Genomic DNA, 18,600 nt, shown 5'->3' with positions numbered 1-18,600 from the left:
CGTAAAAAACGGTCGCCTTTTTTGCTGACTTCCTTTGCTTTTGATGGAAATTGAGATGACCGACCAGACTACCCGCCTGCCGATCCGCCGCGCCTTGATCAGCGTTTCCGACAAGACCGGGATCCTCGAATTCGCCAAGGAGCTTGAGGCTCTGGGCGTCGAGATCCTCTCCACCGGCGGAACGTTCAAGCTGCTGCGTGACAACGGCGTTGCCGCAGTGGAAGTCGCGGATTACACCGGTTTCGCCGAGATGATGGACGGTCGGGTGAAAACCCTGCACCCGAAAATCCACGGCGGCATCCTCGGTCGTCGCGGTACTGACGACGCGATCATGAACGAGCACGGCATCAAGCCGATCGATCTGGTAGCGGTCAACCTGTACCCGTTCGAAGCGACCATCAACAAGCCAGGCTGCGACCTGCCGACCGCCATCGAGAACATCGATATCGGCGGCCCGACCATGGTCCGTTCGGCAGCGAAAAACCACAAAGACGTGGCCATCGTGGTGAATGCCAGCGATTACGCCAACGTTCTGGAAAATCTCAAGGCCGGCGGCCTGACCTACGCTCAGCGTTTCGACCTGATGCTCAAGGCCTTCGAACACACCGCCGCCTACGACGGCATGATCGCCAACTACATGGGCACCGTGAACCAGGGCGCTGAAACTTTGAGCACTGAAGGTCGCAGCGAATTCCCGCGCACCTTCAACAGCCAGTTCATCAAGGCTCAGGAAATGCGCTACGGCGAGAACCCGCACCAGAGCGCGGCGTTCTACGTGGAAGCCAGGCCGGCCGAAGTCGGCATCGCCACCGCGACCCAGCTGCAAGGCAAAGAACTGTCGTACAACAACGTCGCCGACACCGACGCTGCGCTGGAATGCGTGAAGAGTTTCGTCAAGCCAGCCTGCGTGATCGTCAAGCACGCCAACCCGTGCGGCGTGGCGGTCAGCCCGGACGCTGAGGGCGGCATTCGTCAGGCTTACGAACTGGCCTACGCCACCGACACCGAATCGGCGTTCGGCGGCATCATCGCCTTCAACCGTGAACTGGATGCCGAGACCGCCAAAGCGATCGTCGAGCGTCAGTTCGTTGAAGTGATCATCGCCCCATCGGTCAGCGAAGAAGCTCGTGCCATTGTTGCCGCCAAAGCCAACGTACGCCTGCTGGCCTGCGGCGAGTGGTCGGCTGAGCGCGCCGCTGCCTGGGATTACAAGCGCGTCAACGGTGGCCTGCTGGTGCAGAGCCGTGATATCGGCATGATCAGCGCCAATGACCTGAAAGTGGTGACCAAGCGCGCGCCGACCGAACAGGAAATCCACGACCTGATCTTCGCCTGGAAAGTCGCCAAGTACGTCAAATCCAACGCCATCGTTTACGCCAAGAACCGCCAGACCATCGGTGTCGGCGCCGGCCAGATGAGCCGCGTCAACTCGGCACGCATCGCCGCGATCAAGGCTGAACACGCCGGTTTGCAGGTGGCCGGTTCGGTCATGGCGTCCGACGCGTTTTTCCCGTTCCGCGACGGTCTGGACAATGCGGCCAAGGTCGGCATCACTGCGGTGATCCAGCCGGGCGGTTCGATGCGTGATGCTGAAGTGATTGCCGCTGCCGACGAAGCCGGCATCGCGATGGTATTCACCGGCATGCGCCACTTCCGTCACTGATACACCGATTCAAATGTGGGAGCGAGCCTGCTCGCGAATGCAATCTGCCAGCGACGTTGACGTTGACTGACACCCCGCTTTCGCGAGCAGGCTCGCTCCCACATAAAGCGCTCCAGCAGCGCCTGACAGATTTTTGAGGTTTTTGAAATGAATGTTTTGATCATTGGCAGCGGTGGCCGTGAACACGCTCTGGCCTGGAAAGTGGCTCAGGATCCGCGTGTGCAGAAGGTTTTCGTTGCACCGGGCAACGCTGGCACCGCTATTGAAGCCAAGTGCGAGAACGTCGCCATCGACGTGCTGGCGCTGGAGCAACTGGCTGACTTCGCCGAGAAAAACGTTTCCCTGACCATCGTCGGCCCGGAAGTGCCGCTGGTGGCAGGCGTGGTCGATCTGTTCCGCTCCCGTGGTCTGGACTGCTTCGGTCCGACTGCCGGTGCTGCGCAACTGGAAGGTTCGAAGGCCTTCACCAAGGACTTCCTCGCCCGCCACAAGATCCCGACCGCCGATTACCAGAACTTCACCGAGATCGAGCCAGCCCTGGCTTATCTGCGTGAGAAAGGCGCGCCGATCGTGATCAAGGCCGATGGCCTGGCTGCCGGCAAAGGCGTGATCGTCGCCATGACCCTGGCCGAAGCCGAAGACGCCGTGCGTGACATGCTCGCCGGCAACTCGTTTGGCGACGCCGGTTCGCGCGTGGTGATCGAAGAGTTCCTTGACGGCGAAGAAGCCTCGTTCATCGTCATGGTCGACGGCAAGAACGTGCTGCCGATGGCCACCAGCCAGGACCACAAACGCGTCGGCGACGGCGACAGCGGCCCGAACACCGGTGGCATGGGCGCCTACTCCCCTGCCCCGGTGGTCACCGCCGAGGTGCATCAGCGCGTGATGGACCAAGTGATCTGGCCGACCGTACGCGGCATGGCCGACGAAGGTAACGTCTACACTGGTTTCCTCTATGCCGGTCTGATGATCGACAAGGCCGGTAACCCGAAAGTCATCGAGTTCAACTGCCGCTTCGGCGATCCGGAAACCCAACCGGTAATGCTGCGTCTGCAATCGAGCCTGGTGCTGCTGGTTGAAGCCGCATTGGCGCAGGCACTGGACAAAATTGAAGCACAGTGGGATCCGCGTCCGAGCGTTGGCATCGTTCTGGCTGCTGGCGGCTACCCGGGCGACTACGCCAAAGGCGCAGCGATCAACGGTCTGGACGCAGCGTCAGGTCTGGAAGGCAAAGTCTTCCACGCCGGCACCGCGTTGAAGGACGGTCAGGTCGTTACTGCCGGTGGTCGTGTATTGTGTGCCACTGCCATGGGCGCCACCGTGGGTGAAGCTCAGCAGCAGGCCTACAAACTGGCCGCTGCCATCGACTGGGAAGGCTGCTTCTACCGCAAGGACATCGGCTACCGCGCCATTGCCCGTGAACGCGGCGAAACCCAGGAGTAAGCGATCCATCAGGCCCGGCGCGGGATGCCATTCCTCGCCGGGCTGTTCGGTCGTCGCGCATCGTTATATTCTGGCATCAACCTACGAAGGGATTTCGCCGTGCGCTGGCTCAGGACTGCCATAAGCTTCACCGTCACGCTGATGACCTTGCTCTGCATGCTCCCGGCCCAGGCCGCGCAAGGCAGTGGCTGGTCGGTATTGCTTGACGATCAGGGCATCCTGCAACTGAGCGACATCCGCTCCGCTCGCTACACCAATCAATTCAGCCCCATCGAGCTTGACCGCCTGACTGCGGCCGAACCCGAGGGCGCCCTGTGGCTGCGCTTCAAACTGGCGCCGGGCAAGCACGAACAAGTGCTGCGCATCTTTGCCCCCGACCTGTCACAACTTAATCTTTACGTGCTTGACGGCGACCGGCTGATCGAGCAACGCAATACCGGCAACGAACGGCCGCAGGCCGAACATCCTTTGCCAAGCAGCGATTTCATGCTGCCCCTGCCCCAGGCCGACAAGCCGCTGGACGTCTACGTGCGCATGGTCTCCGGCCATCAGTTGCGCCCGCACATCACCCTGCAAGCGGCAATCGAGGGCGCAGCCGATCAGAAGCAGACGCTGATTTTCGGCCTGCTGTTCGGCTGCCTCGCCATGCTCCTGCTGCACAACCTGGTGCGCTACGCCTACTCGCGCTCGCGCAGCAGTCTGTGGCTGGCGATCTGTGAAGGCCTGCTCGGACTGAGTCTGTTCCTGTTGCTCAATCTCGCCGGTCCGTGGTTGCCGAACTGGCAAGCCATTCAGACGCCGGGCGCTTATCTGGCATTGCTGCTGACGGCTCCAGCCGGATTGATGTACGCCCTGCGCTTCTTTGCACCACTGGGCCAGCATCCGCTGAACAAACTGCTGTGGGGCGACATTCTGTTGATCGTCACGTGCAGCCTGTTGCTGCTGTTCGTCAACACCTTGCCGCTGAACATCATCACCTACGCACTGGTCGCACTGGCCGGCCTGAGCATGTTGCTGGTGGGCTTCTATCACTGGCAAAAGGGTTATCGACCAGCGCGTCTGTTCGTCGCCGCCATGATCGTGTTCAACATCGGCACCCTGGTTATCCTGCCGGCGCTACTGGGACTGACACTGGTCACGCCGCAAGGCCTGATCATGACGCTGATGGTGTTCATCTGCATCAGCGGTCTGCTGATGAGCGTCGCCTTGGGCGAGCGACAGCGCAGCATCACTGAAAGTCGTTTCAGCATCAGCCGCGACCTGGCGGCAAGCAACGCCGAAATCAACGCCAAAGCCGAATTCCTCGCCAAGATCAGCCACGAAATCCGCACACCGATGAACGGCGTACTGGGCATGACCGAGCTGCTGCTGGGCACGCCGCTGTCGGTCAAGCAACGCGATTACGTGCAAACCATCCACAGCGCCGGCAACGAACTGCTGACGCTGATCAACGAGATCCTCGACATCTCCAAGCTCGAATCCGGGCAGATCGAACTCGATGACGTGCAGTTCGACCTCAACGCGCTGATCGACGATTGCCTGAGCATCTACCGGGCCAAGGCCGAGCAACAGAACGTCGAGCTGATCAGCTTCATCCAGCCGCAAGTGCCACGGGTAATCAGCGGCGATCCGACGCGCCTGCGCCAGACCTTGCTGAGCCTGCTGGAAAATGCCCTGAAGAAAACCGAAGAAGGCGAAGTGCTGATCGTCGTTGCACTGGATGAGCGCAGCAGCAAGCCGCGCCTGCGCATTGCCGTGCAGGACAGCGGCGTGCCGATGGAGCCGGAAGAGCGCGAAGCACTGTTGCACGCCGAATTGCACAGCAAGCACTTCCTCTCGGCCAATCGCCTGGGCGGCAATCTCGGCCTGGTGATTGCGCGCCAACTGATCCGCCTGATGCAAGGCGAGTTCGGCATCAAGAGCGGCGCCACCCAGGGCAGCACTTTGTGGCTGACCTTGCCACTGGACCCGGATCGCCTCGAACATCCGACCTCCGACCTCGACAGCCCGCTGCAAGGCGCGCGGGTATTGGTGGTCGACGACAACGACACTTGCCGCAAAGTGCTGGTGCAGCAGTGCAGCGCCTGGGGCCTGAATGTCAGCGCCGTGCCGTCGGGCAAGGAAGCGCTGGCGCTGCTGCGCACCAAGGCGCATCTGCGCGATTACTTCGACGTGGTCCTGCTCGACCAGAACATGCCCGGCATGACCGGCATGCAACTGGCAGCGAAGATCAAGGAAGACCCGAGCCTGAACCACGACATTCTGCTGATCATGCTCACCGGCATCAGCAACGCGCCGAGCAAGATCATTGCGCGCAATTCGGGGATCAAACGAATACTGGCCAAACCGGTGGCCGGCTATACGCTCAAGACCACGCTGGCTGACGAGCTCAATCAACGCAACAAGGGCCAGGTCGCGTTCCAGCCGCAGGTCGTTACGGCGGCCACAGCGGCCAAAGTGCCCAGCGACTTCCGCATCCTTGTCGCCGAAGACAACACCATTTCGACCAAAGTGATCCGTGGCATGCTCGGCAAGCTCAACCTGCAACCGGACACCGCGAGCAATGGTGAAGAAGCGCTGCAAGCGATGAAGGCCCAGCGTTACGACCTGGTGCTGATGGACTGCGAAATGCCGATCCTTGATGGCTTCTCCGCCACTCAGCAACTGCGCGCCTGGGAAGTCAGCAATCAGCGCATCCGCACACCGGTTGTAGCCCTCACCGCGCACATCCTCGCCGAACACAAGGAGCGCGCCCGGCAGGCCGGCATGGACGGGCACATGTCCAAACCGGTCGAGCTCTCCCAGTTGCGCGAGTTGATCGAACACTGGGTTGCCCAGCGCGATCAGCAGAACCGGGCCACGACCCAGCCGTCGTAAACCGACAGAATCTGCGGTGCCTGATAGACTCCCCCCCGACTCCATCGCCAGTGAGCTTGCATCATGCTCCATGTGTTGTTCAGCGTTTATCTGAAGATGCTGGTGCTCTACAGCCCGTTCTTCGTGTTGTCGTGCTTTATCAGCCTGACCCGTGGCTATTCGCGCAAGGAACAGCGGCGTCTGGCGTGGAAGGTCGCCCTCGCGACGCTGATTTCCAGTGTGCTGCTCTATTTGTTCGGGCGGGTGATTTTCGATGTCTTCGGCATCACCGTGGACGCCTTCCGAATCGGTGCCGGCAGCGTGTTGTTCATTTCCGCGCTGGGCATGGCTCAGGGCAAACCGGCGGTGCAGGCCGACAATGTGCAGCAGGACGTGACCATCGTGCCGCTGACCATTCCGCTGACGGTCGGCCCCGGCACCATCGGCGCCTTGCTGGTAATGGGCGTCAGCCAGCCGCACTGGGACGACAAGCTCACTGCAATCATGAGCATCGCCCTGGCCAGTTTTACTGTCGGAGTGGTGCTGTATCTGTCCAATCGCATCGAGCGGATTCTCGGCGATCAGGGCTTGCAGATTGTCAGCCGCTTGATGGGATTGTTTGTTTGCGCACTGGCCGCGCAAATCATCTTTACCGGTGTGAAAGGCTATCTGGTGCCTTGAGTGTTGTTGCGGCGCAACCGCCACAACGAAACGCCGCGTACGGTCACCGTTCGCGGCGTTTTGCTGTGCGGAGCGACCTCAGCGCAGCGCTGCGATCACCGCTGTCAGGCTGACCGTGGCCTCTGCGCCGCGCACAGTGGCAAACGCTTCCAGCCCTTGAGCCAGCGTGAACGTGTGTGGCCGCCCGGCAATGGGCAGCATCAGTAGCAGTGGGCGTTGTCCGTCGAAATTACGCAAGATCAGACTGTGCCCGGAGTCCGGATCGGTCAGTACCACACCGTCATCGACCCGTGACATCCACCAATGCCCGCACTCGTCCAGATCCAGATCCAGCAGGCAAGGTTCTGCCGTTTCAGCATCCGAAGCCTGTCGTCCATCGACCACGATGCAGTCCAACCGCTGGAAGGACGCTTGCGCCAGCCGATAACCCGAGGTCTGCGCACCGTAAGTCAGCAGCAGCCTGGTGACGCCATCGGGCAACAATGTTTCGATCTCTGTGATTTCATCACCTACCTCAAGCACCATGACCTCGGCGTCGCGATGGGCATAACTGTCGGGCAGCCAGACGCCGTCGTTCGGGCCGGCGCTGAAAATCAGTTGGTCGAGCGGGTCGAACAGCATCGGCTGCTTCGACCCGCGCGTACCGAGGAATGCCGACCACTGTCCGTCACTGCGCCCGGACAGATCAAACAGCCGATCAAGTTGCGGCAGGTAATACAGATAGCGTCCGGTTGCACTTGCCACTTGTATGACAGGCGCGTGGGCATGCCCTTGCAACAATGCTCGCAGGCGTGCACGTAACTGTTCATCGCTCTGCCCCGGCACATGAGACCAGCGATTTTCCACGCCTACGATCATTGCCGGCTGGTTATCCAGCAATTGCAGATGCACCCCGTCGAGGGTCTGCGCAATCAGCCCTTCACCCTGGCGCCGCACCTCAGCAAAAGTCCATGACGTCCAGACCTTTTCAGGCCGGTCGAGCACCTCCGGTTTCAGCAAACGATGGTCAGCGGCAAACACTCCCCGCAGTGCTTCGATCGCCATCAGCGGCTGGCGATAAAGTTGTCCGGCGCTGACCTCAAGCAACCAGACAGCGCTTTGATCCGGGGTCAGACCGAGCAGCGCCAGCTCCTTGCCCTGACCGATATCGGCCACAGCGACTTTGCCATCGACACACCACGCCGTCAGGAACGCCTGACCTGCCCCATCACGTAAACCGAAAACCGGGAACGGCAGCAACGCTGCGACCGTGGCCAGCGAATGCAATGTGCTCAACCAATCGGGATTTCGCTGCAGCCAACGCTGCCCGACACCGGCGAACCGGAGAATCGAGGGTTTATCGGCCTGATCGAGCCATGCCTCATCGCTTCTGTGCGCAAGGGAAGGTACCCCGTACTGAAACACAATCACCTCGTCGATCGCTGCCGCTGCCGGCACGTCGACGATATCGACCTCGAACAGACGGCCGTCGTCCTTGGTGGCGATGAAGCGCTGATTTGTCTGAGTGACCTCCACCACATCGCGCTCGATCACCACATTCTGCCAATGACCGACACGGGGTTCGATGCCGCGGCTGATCGTCCGCTCCTGCTGGCTATAGAACAGCACCGCGTTGTTTTCAGGGCTGGACGGCATCAGCATCAACAAGTCTTCGGGCCAGGACAGGTCGTGCCTGGCCTCAATGCACTTGCCCGTCGTCTTGTTCAGCCAAGCCCTGTCGCGCAACTGCGACCCGGCATAGCCCTCGACAACAATGAACGGAGCACAAGACCAATCACTGCTGCTGGCGGCCATGTCTGACGAGACGCTCATGTCCGGGGCATCGGTTTGTCGAAGCGCTTCACGCGGCTCGAACCGATAGTCCTCGGCGGCAAAAGCGATCTGGCAAGCGGTCAGTTCTACATGCTGCCCGCTAATCCGGTACTCGACCGTGGTGGTGCCATGCAACGCTTCTGCCGTCAGCTTCTGCGCAATCCGCAGCGCTCCATCGGCTTGTTGTCGGCAGCCGATGATGGTCGAACCTGTACGTGGATTTTTCAGACGGTAGCGATGCTGGACAGTGCCGGTCAGCACATCGACCCGCCATACCGATGGATGATCGGGATGGTAGAACCACGCATGGCGGGCGTTGACGCCTGCCAGAACCACACCCTCGTTCACCTCCAGCGGCAGGTTACGCGCGAACAGCACCCGATCCCGCGCAGTGTCGTAATAGCCGGTAGTCACCACTGGCCGGTTCGGCGAATCGAACGGCACTCTGAAGTTACGCAACGGCAAATAGGCTGCGGTCAGTTGCCCGCTTGCGACCTGAGCGCGCAAATAGCGCTGCACCGGCGCCGGGATGCCACTGGCGGTCATGGTTGCGCTACGCAGTTGAGTCGCAGCGTTGTTTTCGTAGTCGAGGACAACGGCGATCAGATGCAGGCTGCGGCCCGTCCAGTCGATCCGGAACAGCCCCTCAGCCAGCTCGATGACGCCGTAAAAACGATTCAACACGAGGCCATCGACCAGCATGTCAGGTGCGCTATCGATGCTGTCCCGTGGTTTTGCACGAAAGCTGACCTGCTCGACCCGTGCCCAGGACGCCTGCACCGTCCAGGTCACCTGTTCCCAGCCTTGGGCTTGCTCGAAATTCACCGCCAGCAGGCCCGGCACCAACCGAATTCGGTACTGCCCCTGCGGTGCGGTGATCCGGTAGGCAATCTTCTCGCGCCACTCTGGTGGCAGGTCCGGAACCACCAGTTGGCTGACCTCTGCGCTCAACTGCACCTTGATCGTCGTGACCATGAATACCGGATGCAGCTTGTAGAGGATGTGTGGCGCAAACGGCGTGCTGAACAGGTAAAACACCCGGTTACCGAGCGCGTCATATTCCAGCTGATGTGCCAGGCGGTCGTGCAACCGCGGGTAGCGGGTTGTTGAAAAGGGCACGGTTCCGGCGCTGCCGAGTTGATATTCGTAGCCGTAGTAACAGATTGGCGAACAAGGCAGCACCACCATCGTGGGCAAAGTACCCCAGACGCTGCCGACAGCAGGACGTTGAAAGGCTATGGGGATGTTGATCGCAGCATGCCGCCTGGCAGGATCATCGTCGTATTGCGGCAATTCCAGTGCACTGCCCTTCCAGGGGTAAAACTTCTGCCCTTCGAACGCCACCCTTCTGCTGTGCAGATCCACCTCGGTAATCACTGCCAGTGCGGGGAACTGCAAGACCGCACCAACGCTTTCGTAAGACTGCTGATAAGCGTCGTGAATCTGCGAGAGGTGCTCGCCGATGGCCGCAGCCTTGTCCATGATCTGCCCGAGATTGCTGGCAATCGCGGTCACCCCGATACCGACGCCCAGTAGCGGCACGGACAGCGCTGCGGCGAACGCGCCCACCGTTCCGCCCGCCGCCAGGGCGACAATATCCAGACCCAGGGCCGCCGTATTGAACGCCAGGGACGTGGAGAATCGCGCTCGCTGCTCATGATTCTCTGCCTGCGTCAGGTTGTAGATGTCGAAGCCGATATTGGCCACGGAAAATGCCACCCCGACGCCCGTGGCGGCCTGCCCGGCCAGACGTGCGGAGAACAAGGCCTGCTGCAACGCCCGCTCGGCCACCGCTAAATGGCGCACCAACTGGATGACCTGCACTGCATCGCTGGCCACACCAAAGCCCAGCTGTGCATAACTGACGTACACCTGAAGTTGCAGGGCGACGGTCAGTGTCGGCGCTGTATCGCCAGCGCGGTACTCGCGCTGGCGCATTTCACTGATCAGCGTCTGGATCGCAAAGGCGAAACTGAGTCGGCTGCCACCGTCGTGATCAGCCGTCTGCCCGGGCCTGGCCGCACCGCCCTGCACGAGTCGTTCGACGTATTGCCTGATTTTCTGAAAGCGCGAATCCCGGGTGCTGACCGTCCGGGCATTTTGCGCATTGCGCAGATCCATCAGCGTAATGCTGTGGCCGCCGTCGGCGTTTTTGCTGTGGGTATCGAGCAACGGCACGTAATCACGCGCCAGGTTGTGCTCACGGCGCAAACGCTCGGTCGCCTGCTCGAACTCGCTGGCCCAGTAGCGCGCATCCAGTTGCGCCAGGCTGGTGCCCAGCCGAGCGTTTTCCCCCAGAGATCGGGTACGGGCCAGCGCTTGCTTGTGCCAGATCGAGGCTCCCTGCGGATCGGCCAGCGCAACGTTGTGCAGAAAACTGTCCACACGCAGATCCGATGACAGCCTGCGTTCGGCGATCGCCGCAGTGTCCAGCTCAGTGACGGTGAACTGCGCCGTGGCCATCTCACCCAGACCATAAAGCTTCGCCAGCGCGTTATCGTCCGCGCTCAGATAACGCTCTACGCCACGTTGCAACTGCGCGCCATCGGCAAATCCGTAGAGGGCGAAGTTGGGATCGTAGAAGCGATAGGCCGCGTGCTCACCGGTTCGCACTTTCGCTAGCAGCAGGGCGTGGTCGCCAATGTCGAGCAGCAGCACCGCAGGCGCCGCACTGGCGTCCAGCGCGGCGATGATGCTGTCCAGGCGTTGCACGCCGCGAGCGCTGCCGACCTCGCCGGTGGGCAAGGCGCGCAGTTCGTCCAGCGCACTGCGCAACGCCCGCGAGCCAAGTTCGTCGGGACTCACGCTGGCGCTGGCGACATGCCCGACCAACGCCCGTTCCGCCGGCTCGCCGGCTGCCACTGCGGCGCCCATCAGCAGCGCCAGCGGATAACAGCGGCGCCCCGGGTCGCCCGCGTTGCGCTGCAACAGATCCTGCGGCAACTGCTTGACCGACACCGCGCCGGCCTTGAAAAAGATGTCACGCACTTGTCCGCTGCGCTGCAGGATCTGCGTGCGAAACTCCCGCTGCGCGCTGTGCTTGATCTGGCCGATACGTTCGCCCCACTGGCGCAGCGTCAGCGGCTCGGACATGGCTTGAACCTTGAGCTCGCGGGTCGTCGATGTGGCCGTCGGCAGGTCGCGTTCCAGTCCGTTCTCGAACGCCGCCGAGCGGCGCTGGCGCACGGCTTTTTCAATCGCATCGTAGCGCGCGAAAGTGCCGTCACGGTCGGTGGCGATGGCCAGGTCGCGAACCTGTTGCCAGGTATCGGCGAACCCGACATCGTCCACGCTCGTCGCGCCGAAAATCCCCCCGAGCACGACTCGCATCGCGGGGCTCAGTTGTTCCAGCGGCAGCGTACCGTGGGCGATCCGGCTGAACAGTTCGTTGAGATGGCTGACCGATTCCGCACCATGGGAGGTCGGCACAACCACAGGTCCTTGCGCCAGCACTTGCTGACGGGCGTCGAAGTCGATGACCACGGCTTGAGCGAAATTGACCTCCCCGCTCAACTTGTCTCGCATCGCTCGAATGAACGGCTCGCCCAGATCATCCATCAAGCGTTGCAGCACTGAGGTCAACAGCACCAGTTTGCCCTCGACAACGGGCCAGCCGCGCTCGAAGGTCAGGCTTCGATCGCTGAGCAGGTTGGACAAGCGTCCGGCATAACGAGACGTGAGCTTTCCCTCGGCCCACCGGGCGTGTTCCTTCTCCAGCCAGTCTTTTTCCGTACCCCTGACGATCCAGCCGGAAATGGTTTCCTCTTCGGTATTGACGTTGTAGCCCTCGCGCAGACGCTGTTGCGCCAGCACCTGACGAGTGAAAAACGGATCGCAATTGGCTTCGATATATTCATGTAATCCGGCGAGTGCCGCGCCCGGGCCGGTGAGCGTTACCGTACCCGCCGCGTCATTGCGGATACCGTCCCGATAATAGGTGACAACCGCTTTAAGCAATTGGTAGGCATAAGCTTCATTCCAGCTGGTGAAGTTCGACCTGACCAACATCTCTTCAATGACTGTCGCCGCGACCGTGGTCAGGGTTTCACCGTCGGCCCAACCGGATGCCGAGTTGGCCATGCGCTTTTCAACTTCAGCGAGCACGTCGTAATTGAGCCGAATGACTTGCATGATCGACATCGTCATGCCGCTGCCCGGCTGGGCGATGAAATGAGCATTCATTTCTTCGTCGATTTGCAGCCCCATGCGAAAGCCGTTCTCGCCGGCCTCCACGGTTTGTGGCGGCACGAACAGTTCAAGCACGTCCGGTTTGCTGCGAGCAAAATCCTCGAGAAGTTGTTTGTGTTGCTCTGGAAGACTGTCGGTCCTGTCGGGGTAATGCTGCGGATCGCGCCCCGGCATCAACTGCGGATTGTTGTTCAACAGAAGTTGCAGAACCGCGATTTTCTGCGTCTGGCTGTAATCGCTGATATCGACACCGCCCAACTTATCGAGCAGTGGCGGCAGATAATCCATGTCGGTATAACGCCCGCCTTCACGAAATTCCGCCTGCAAGCGCACCACATCGCTCGCTGCGGCGAAGTTGCCGCGCATCGACACTTCGCGGCGGTAGACGTCCGCCAACAAGTCATCGGCAAAGACGTGAGTGACATCGCGCAATTGCAGATCCGGCCCCACCATCGCCAGATGGCTGTCGAGGCAGCGCTGACGAAAATCCTGCAGCCTCGCGCGGTCCTTGCCATAAGCACGCACCATCAGATCGATGCGTGCTTCATCGGTCCGCCCCTTCCACCTCGGCTGGCTGAGGTAGTCGAACATCTGCTGTTTCAACACCCGTGCACGCTCTTCAATCATCGTCGCCAGTTGCCCGGCATGCTTGAGGGCTGCACCACCGGATGCCATCGCATCAGCCCTGGCGCTGTCGAGAATGATCCGGTTCATCTCGAAAGCCAGCAACGCATCGCTGTCGTACCAGAGATTGAAGCGGTAACCCTGCGCCGCCATCACCTGGCGCCAGATATTCATGTAATCGCGCTGATTGACACCGACTTCGCTGCCGCCAACCCAGACGAAATGGATGACTTTCGGCACCGGCCGGGTCGGCCCCGACAACATTTCCACGGTCGTCAAAAGCCGTGACAGATAACGTTGCAGCCCTCGCGCAATGTCATCGACAGCCACCGGAACAGGGGTTTTATTGCGTTTCAACAACGCTGCAAGTTGCTCTTGAAACAGGCTCGCCAGGGTCAAGAACGACACCGGGTCGGTCGTTTGACCGGCTTGCTGGTAATAGTCGTTCAGCGCTTGATATTGGGGGGTGGCAGAAAGCTCCCGCAATGCTTTTGAAAGTACGGAATACTCTTGCGCAGAAATGAATGCTCGCCCGAACGAGTAATCGTTTTTTAAAGCCATCACACACTCCTTGTTTATTTAATGGCCCATTGACGCGCGCACTCTTGCGCCGCTGCAGAGCGGTAAATTGATTGAACGACACTCGACAAGTGCTATGAACACAGCACCCTAGTGGGCGAATACGCGCCACACAAACAACAAGGAATACAAAGCTTGTCCCCGGCAATATCTGATAACACCGAAACACTATGCTGTAACGGCTGCGAAATAATTAGCGGACCGGCGCGACCGTCGGGCAAAAAAAATGGCCCTGCCCTGTGGGACATGACCATTGTTTATTGCTGGTGGAAAACAATTGAAACTTCAATCGGACTTACAACCGCTCAAACTTTCCCAAAGCCGAATATTGAATGAGCGGAGGGTTTTTCAGGACAGCGGTTTTTCACCATACCAACGCGGCGTGTAAACCCACTCACCGCCTCCGGCACGGGCGAAGGTGCAGGTGGTCGAAGAACCGATCAGCACCATGGTGCGCATGTCCACCTGTTCCGGTGTCAATGCGCCCAGGGTCGTGGTGCGCAGCGTCTGCCCCGGCCGGCCGATGTCCCGGCCGAGCACCACCGGTGTTTCAGGCGAGCGGTGCTGCGCAACGATCTCCAGCGCCCGGCCCAGTTGCCACGGGCGCGCCCGGGAAATCGGGTTGTAGAACGCCAGGGCCAGATCCGCTTGGGCGGCCAGATCCAGACGTTTCTCGATGATCGCCCAGGGCTTGAGGTTGTCCGACAGGGACATCACGCAGAAGTCGTGGCCCAGCGGCGCACCGGCCTGAGCCGCAGTGGCCAGCGAGGCGGAGACGCCGGGGAGGATTTCCAGATCAACGCTGTGCCACGCCGGATCGTCCGATTCGTGCAGGGCTTCGAGCACCGCAGCGGCCATGGCGAATACGCCCGGGTCGCCCGAGGAAACCACGATCACCGAGCGGCCTTCGGCGGCGAGCCTGAAGGCATGGCGGGCACGCTGCATTTCTTCACGATTGTCGGTGCAGTGCTGCACCTGATCATCGCGGAACGGGCCGGCCATGCGCACGTAGGTTTCATAGCCCAGCACATCGGTGGCGCGGGCCAGTTCGGTTTTCACCGCTGGCACCATCAGTTCGGCGGCGCCGGGGCCAAGACCAATGACCGCGAGGCGACCACGCGGGCGGCCGATCTGCGCGACGTCCAGCGGTTGCTCGGCAATCGCGATCGCCAGATGTTCTGCGCAGATCACGGTCGCCGCTGGCACTGCCACGCGGGCCAAAGTCTGAAGATCGTTTTGCGCCGCGACGAAGCGCAGTGGCACGCCCAACTCGAGCGCAGCCTCGCGCAAACTCGATGAGGCCATTTCAGCGTCTGCTGCCACCAGACACGCCAGTGCCGGCACGGCGACACTGGCCTGTTGCAACGCAGCGCGAACGGCGTTCGGCAGATCCGCCACGTCAGCGCTCACTGCCACCGCCACACTGCGCGGGTAAATCAGCAATTCATCGGCGCTGGCCACCCGCTGCACACTGCTCACATGAATCGACCGCTGCGCCTGCGGATCCTGCGGCAACTGCGCCTGATCGAGCCATGGCGCCGCGCCTTCGATGCGCACGCTGTGCCCGGCGAGCAGGTCGGAAACGAAGCGTTTGCCCGATTCCAGATCCGCCAGTGCGTAGCCGCTTGGCGGATTGAGCAGGCAGGTACCAAAGCGTAATTCGCCGCTGGTGGTGATCGCCGGCGCCACTTGCAGCGCCGCCGCGATGTCCCGGGCCATGACATTGACCCCACCGAGTCCACCCAGCAATGGCACCACCGCGCTGCCGTCTTCGGCCACCGCCAGCACCGCTGGTTCGGCGCCTTTCTCCAGCAACAGCGGCGCCAAGGTGCGAATGACAATCCCCGCCGCGCACAGGGCAATGATCGGCGTGTCCTGTTGATACAACGCGCGCAGGGTCGCGCCGAATTCCTGATAGCTGCTGTCGGCGCCTTCAACCCGTCCGGCAAGGCCATGGATTTGCGCCGCCGGGTAGACCTGCTGAATGCGCCGCGCCGTCGCGAGGCTGCCCTGGCCGAGAATGACGATGGCGGGAGTCGCTTGGCTCATCAACCTTGCCACCGTTCGCCCGGGACGATGATCAGCGAGAAGTACGGCGAGGACATCGGCTCGACCTGATCCATCGGCACGATCTTCTGGTTGGCCATGGTCGCGCGCTCGACATACAACGCGCGCCCGGCGAGGCCGAGTTCTTCCAGCACCTGACGGACCTTGGGAAAGTTGCGCCCCAGTTTCATGATCACCGCCGCGTCGGCATCGGCCAGACGCCGTTTCAGTTCTTCGTGGGGCAGCACGCCGGAAAGCACCGACAGGCTCTGATTGCGATACACCAGCGGCGCGCCGAGCACCGAAGCGCCGCCGAGCATCGAGCACACGCCGGGCACGACTTCGGCCTCGTAACGGCTGGCGAGACGATCATGCAAATACATGTAGGAGCCGTAGAAGAACGGGTCGCCTTCGCAGATCACCGCCACGTCGCGGCCGGCGTCCAGATGCTCGGCGACCGCCACAGCGGCTTCGTCGTAGAAATCGCTGATGACCTGCTCATACGACAGCGGCGCCGGCAACGCCTCGGTGGTCACCGGGTACACCAGCGGGAGCAGGTTCTGCGCCTCGACCAGATGCGCCTCGATGATGCCGAACGCATTGCCCTTCTTGCCCTTGGCCACGAAATACGCGACCACCGGCGATTCGCGCAGCAGGCGCAAGGCTTTGACAGTGATCAGTTCCGGATCACCGGGGCCGACACCGAGGCCGATCAGACGTCCTTTGGCCTGCATCATTCGATCTCCGTGGCGAGGGCATTGACGGCGGCCGCGGCCATGGCGCTGCCGCCCAGCCGGCCTTGCATGATCACGAACGGCACGCCACGACTGTCGGCGGCCAGTGCCGCTTTCGATTCGGCAGCGCCGACGAAGCCGACCGGGAAGCCAAGGATCAGTGCCGGTTTCGGCGCGCCGGCGTCGAGCATTTCCAGCAAGTAGAACAGCGCGGTCGGTGCGTTGCCGATCACCACCACACTGCCTTCGAGGTGCGGGCGCCACAGTTCCAGCGCGGCAGCCGAGCGGGTGTTGCCCAACTCGCGGGCGAGCTCCGGCACGCTGTCGTCGCGCAAAGTGCAGATCACTTGGTTATTGGCCGGCAGGCGCGTGCGGGTCACGCCTTCGGAGACCATCCGCGCGTCGCAGAGAATCGGCGCACCGGCCGCCAGTGCATCGCGCCCGGCCTTGCCCGCGCCCTCGGAGAATTGCAGACCGTCGATGGCCTCGACCATGCCGCAGGCGTGGATCACCCGCACCGCGAGTTTCTCCAGATCGGCGGGAATGCGCGCCAGATTGGCCTCGCGGCGAATGATCGCGAAGGAGTTGCGATAGATCTCCTGACCGTCGCGGATGTAATCAAGCATCAAGGGGGCTCCGGGAGCGGGCGTCGAGCAGGGTCGCGGCCGCTTCAATAGTAAGATTGCAGGCGTGCAGCGTGCCGAATCCGGGCTGTGCTGCATCGCGAAAATAGAGGTCGTAATGACCGGGAGCAACGGCCAGCAGCGTGGCTGGCGCGCAGTGGGCGGCGGCGCAGGAGCGCGAGCAACCCGACAGGTGCACGCTGAGCTCTGCGGGCAGCAAAGGTGCCAGTTGCCGGGCATCCTGTTTGGTGTCGGCAAGGCCTTTGCCGCAGCCATCGGCGCCGGTGCAGGCGATCAGGCGAGCCAGTGGCTCGGCCTCGGTCGTCAACAGGTCCAACGCCCGCAACTGCTCAAGCACGTTGTCGGTATCAGTGGCTTTCACGTTCGGCAGCAGCAGGCTCTGCCACGGCGTGAAGCGCAGACTGCCATCGCCAAATTGACGGGCCAGTTGTGCCGCGCCACGCAGCATCGCCGGATCAAGTCGGCCCAGTGGCGGCACCGCGCCGACGTAGCAGAGACCTTGCGTGTTTTGCTGATGAGCGCCGATGTGCAGCGCGTCTGCCGACGTCGGGCGCTGCCAATTGCTGATCGCCTTGAGCGATACGCGCTCGCGCAACGACTCAAGGAACGCGAGCCTGGGCAACTCGTCGAGCAGATGGCGCATCCGTGTTTGCTCTGGCCGGGCCAGGTCGAGGAACAACTCCAGCGCGGCGACCACCAGCGCGTGAGCGTTGTCCTGGGTCACAGCGCCGAGCGGGCGATCGGTCGGGCAACCGGCCAGACCGAATGCCCAGAGGACATCGCCGTCACGCTCGAATGCCGACAGCCACAGATCATGCGGATGTTCGAGCATCGCCAGCGCTTCGCCGCCATCGAGTTGCACGGCGAACTTGGCGCTCAACTCATGGAAACGTGGATGGCATTGCAGCGTGTCGAGGATTTGCCCGGCGAGCGGGCGTGTATCGATACGCATCTGCCGATCGATTCCGGCGGCCGGGCTGAGCATCAGATTGCGCACATCGTCGCCGGCGGCGTGCTTCGGCCCAAGGCCGGCGGCCAGCAAACACTCGATCAGCGCTGCCGATTGCGCACCGATGCCGCGAATCTGCAGGTTGCCGCGATTGGTCGCTTCGATCGCTCCGCTCGCAAACGCTTCGGCGGCAGCGGCCACCGCATCGGCCTGATCGGCACTGATCGAACCGCCATCAAGCTTGATCCGGCAGATACCGCCGTCCAGTGCCTGGACGATACGCAGCAACCCCGGGCAGGCCGAGGGGCGTAAGGCAGTGGACATCGGGCGTTCGTTCAAGGGGCTGACCGGTTGTGTGGCAGAAGCGCTTCGCGGGCGAAG

At 61.8% G+C, this 18,600-nt stretch carries 9 protein-coding genes; 4 read left to right on the top strand and 5 right to left on the bottom strand.

Going from position 1 to position 18,600, the window contains the following annotated elements:
- Nucleotides 1-55: 55 nt before the first annotated feature.
- From purH to AB9L16_RS02700, 4 genes are all read left to right on the top strand, one after another.
- On the top strand, nucleotides 56-1,663 hold the full coding sequence (gene purH, locus AB9L16_RS02715) for a bifunctional phosphoribosylaminoimidazolecarboxamide formyltransferase/IMP cyclohydrolase (protein ID WP_375123074.1): 1,608 nt from the start codon (nucleotides 56-58) through the stop codon (nucleotides 1,661-1,663).
- A gap of 147 nt (nucleotides 1,664-1,810) precedes the next feature.
- Nucleotides 1,811-3,106: a phosphoribosylamine--glycine ligase gene (gene purD, locus AB9L16_RS02710; RefSeq protein ID WP_375123073.1), complete on the top strand. Its 1,296-nt coding sequence runs from the start codon at nucleotides 1,811-1,813 to the stop codon at nucleotides 3,104-3,106.
- A 99-nt stretch (nucleotides 3,107-3,205) separates the two neighbouring features.
- Nucleotides 3,206-5,983, top strand: a complete 2,778-nt coding sequence (locus AB9L16_RS02705) for a response regulator (RefSeq protein WP_375123072.1) — start codon at nucleotides 3,206-3,208, stop codon at nucleotides 5,981-5,983.
- Between the two features lie 63 nt (nucleotides 5,984-6,046).
- On the top strand, nucleotides 6,047-6,643 hold the full coding sequence (locus AB9L16_RS02700; protein WP_016771870.1) for a MarC family protein: 597 nt from the start codon (nucleotides 6,047-6,049) through the stop codon (nucleotides 6,641-6,643).
- 78 nt (nucleotides 6,644-6,721) lie between these two features.
- Here the strand turns inward: AB9L16_RS02700 and AB9L16_RS02695 are convergent, their stop codons facing one another.
- The 5 genes from AB9L16_RS02695 to cobG all read right to left on the bottom strand — a co-directional run bounded on the left by AB9L16_RS02695 (nucleotide 6,722) and on the right by cobG (nucleotide 18,543).
- Complete coding sequence (locus AB9L16_RS02695) at nucleotides 6,722-13,828, bottom strand: TcdA/TcdB pore-forming domain-containing protein (protein WP_375123071.1); 7,107 nt, start codon at nucleotides 13,826-13,828, stop codon at nucleotides 6,722-6,724.
- Nucleotides 13,829-14,194: 366 nt separating this feature from the next.
- On the bottom strand, nucleotides 14,195-15,895 hold the full coding sequence (gene cobJ, locus AB9L16_RS02690) for a precorrin-3B C(17)-methyltransferase (protein WP_375123070.1): 1,701 nt from the start codon (nucleotides 15,893-15,895) through the stop codon (nucleotides 14,195-14,197).
- Nucleotides 15,895-16,629 (bottom strand): precorrin-2 C(20)-methyltransferase, encoded by a 735-nt coding sequence (locus tag AB9L16_RS02685; RefSeq protein WP_375123069.1) that lies wholly within the window; start codon nucleotides 16,627-16,629, stop codon nucleotides 15,895-15,897. Before AB9L16_RS02685 ends, cobJ begins: the two co-directional genes overlap by 1 nt.
- Nucleotides 16,626-17,252, bottom strand: a complete 627-nt coding sequence (locus tag AB9L16_RS02680) for a precorrin-8X methylmutase (RefSeq protein ID WP_056787678.1) — start codon at nucleotides 17,250-17,252, stop codon at nucleotides 16,626-16,628. Before AB9L16_RS02680 ends, AB9L16_RS02685 begins: the two co-directional genes overlap by 4 nt.
- The gene (cobG, locus tag AB9L16_RS02675) at nucleotides 17,245-18,543 is read right to left on the bottom strand and encodes a precorrin-3B synthase (RefSeq protein ID WP_375123068.1); all 1,299 of its coding nucleotides are present in this window, start codon (nucleotides 18,541-18,543) and stop codon (nucleotides 17,245-17,247) included. Before cobG ends, AB9L16_RS02680 begins: the two co-directional genes overlap by 8 nt.
- Between the last annotated feature and the right edge of the window lie 57 nt (nucleotides 18,544-18,600).

Origin of the sequence: Pseudomonas sp. LW8 (assembly GCF_041956865.1) — a bacterium.
GTDB lineage: Bacteria > Pseudomonadota > Gammaproteobacteria > Pseudomonadales > Pseudomonadaceae > Aquipseudomonas > Aquipseudomonas siliginis.
This window is presented reverse-complemented; position numbering and strand designations above follow the sequence as displayed.

Excerpts from the sequence above, each read along its gene's own strand:
- purH (WP_375123074.1), top strand. The coding sequence starts at position 56 with ATGACCGACCAGACTACCCGCCTGCCGATCCGCCGCGCCTTGATCAGC.
- purD (WP_375123073.1), top strand. The coding sequence starts at position 1,811 with ATGAATGTTTTGATCATTGGCAGCGGTGGCCGTGAACACGCTCTGGCC.
- AB9L16_RS02700 (WP_016771870.1), top strand. The coding sequence starts at position 6,047 with ATGCTCCATGTGTTGTTCAGCGTTTATCTGAAGATGCTGGTGCTCTAC.
- AB9L16_RS02695 (WP_375123071.1), bottom strand. The coding sequence starts at position 13,828 with ATGGCTTTAAAAAACGATTACTCGTTCGGGCGAGCATTCATTTCTGCG.
- cobJ (WP_375123070.1), bottom strand. The coding sequence starts at position 15,895 with ATGAGCCAAGCGACTCCCGCCATCGTCATTCTCGGCCAGGGCAGCCTC.
- AB9L16_RS02685 (WP_375123069.1), bottom strand. The coding sequence starts at position 16,629 with ATGATGCAGGCCAAAGGACGTCTGATCGGCCTCGGTGTCGGCCCCGGT.
- AB9L16_RS02680 (WP_056787678.1), bottom strand. The coding sequence starts at position 17,252 with ATGCTTGATTACATCCGCGACGGTCAGGAGATCTATCGCAACTCCTTC.
- cobG (WP_375123068.1), bottom strand. The coding sequence starts at position 18,543 with ATGTCCACTGCCTTACGCCCCTCGGCCTGCCCGGGGTTGCTGCGTATC.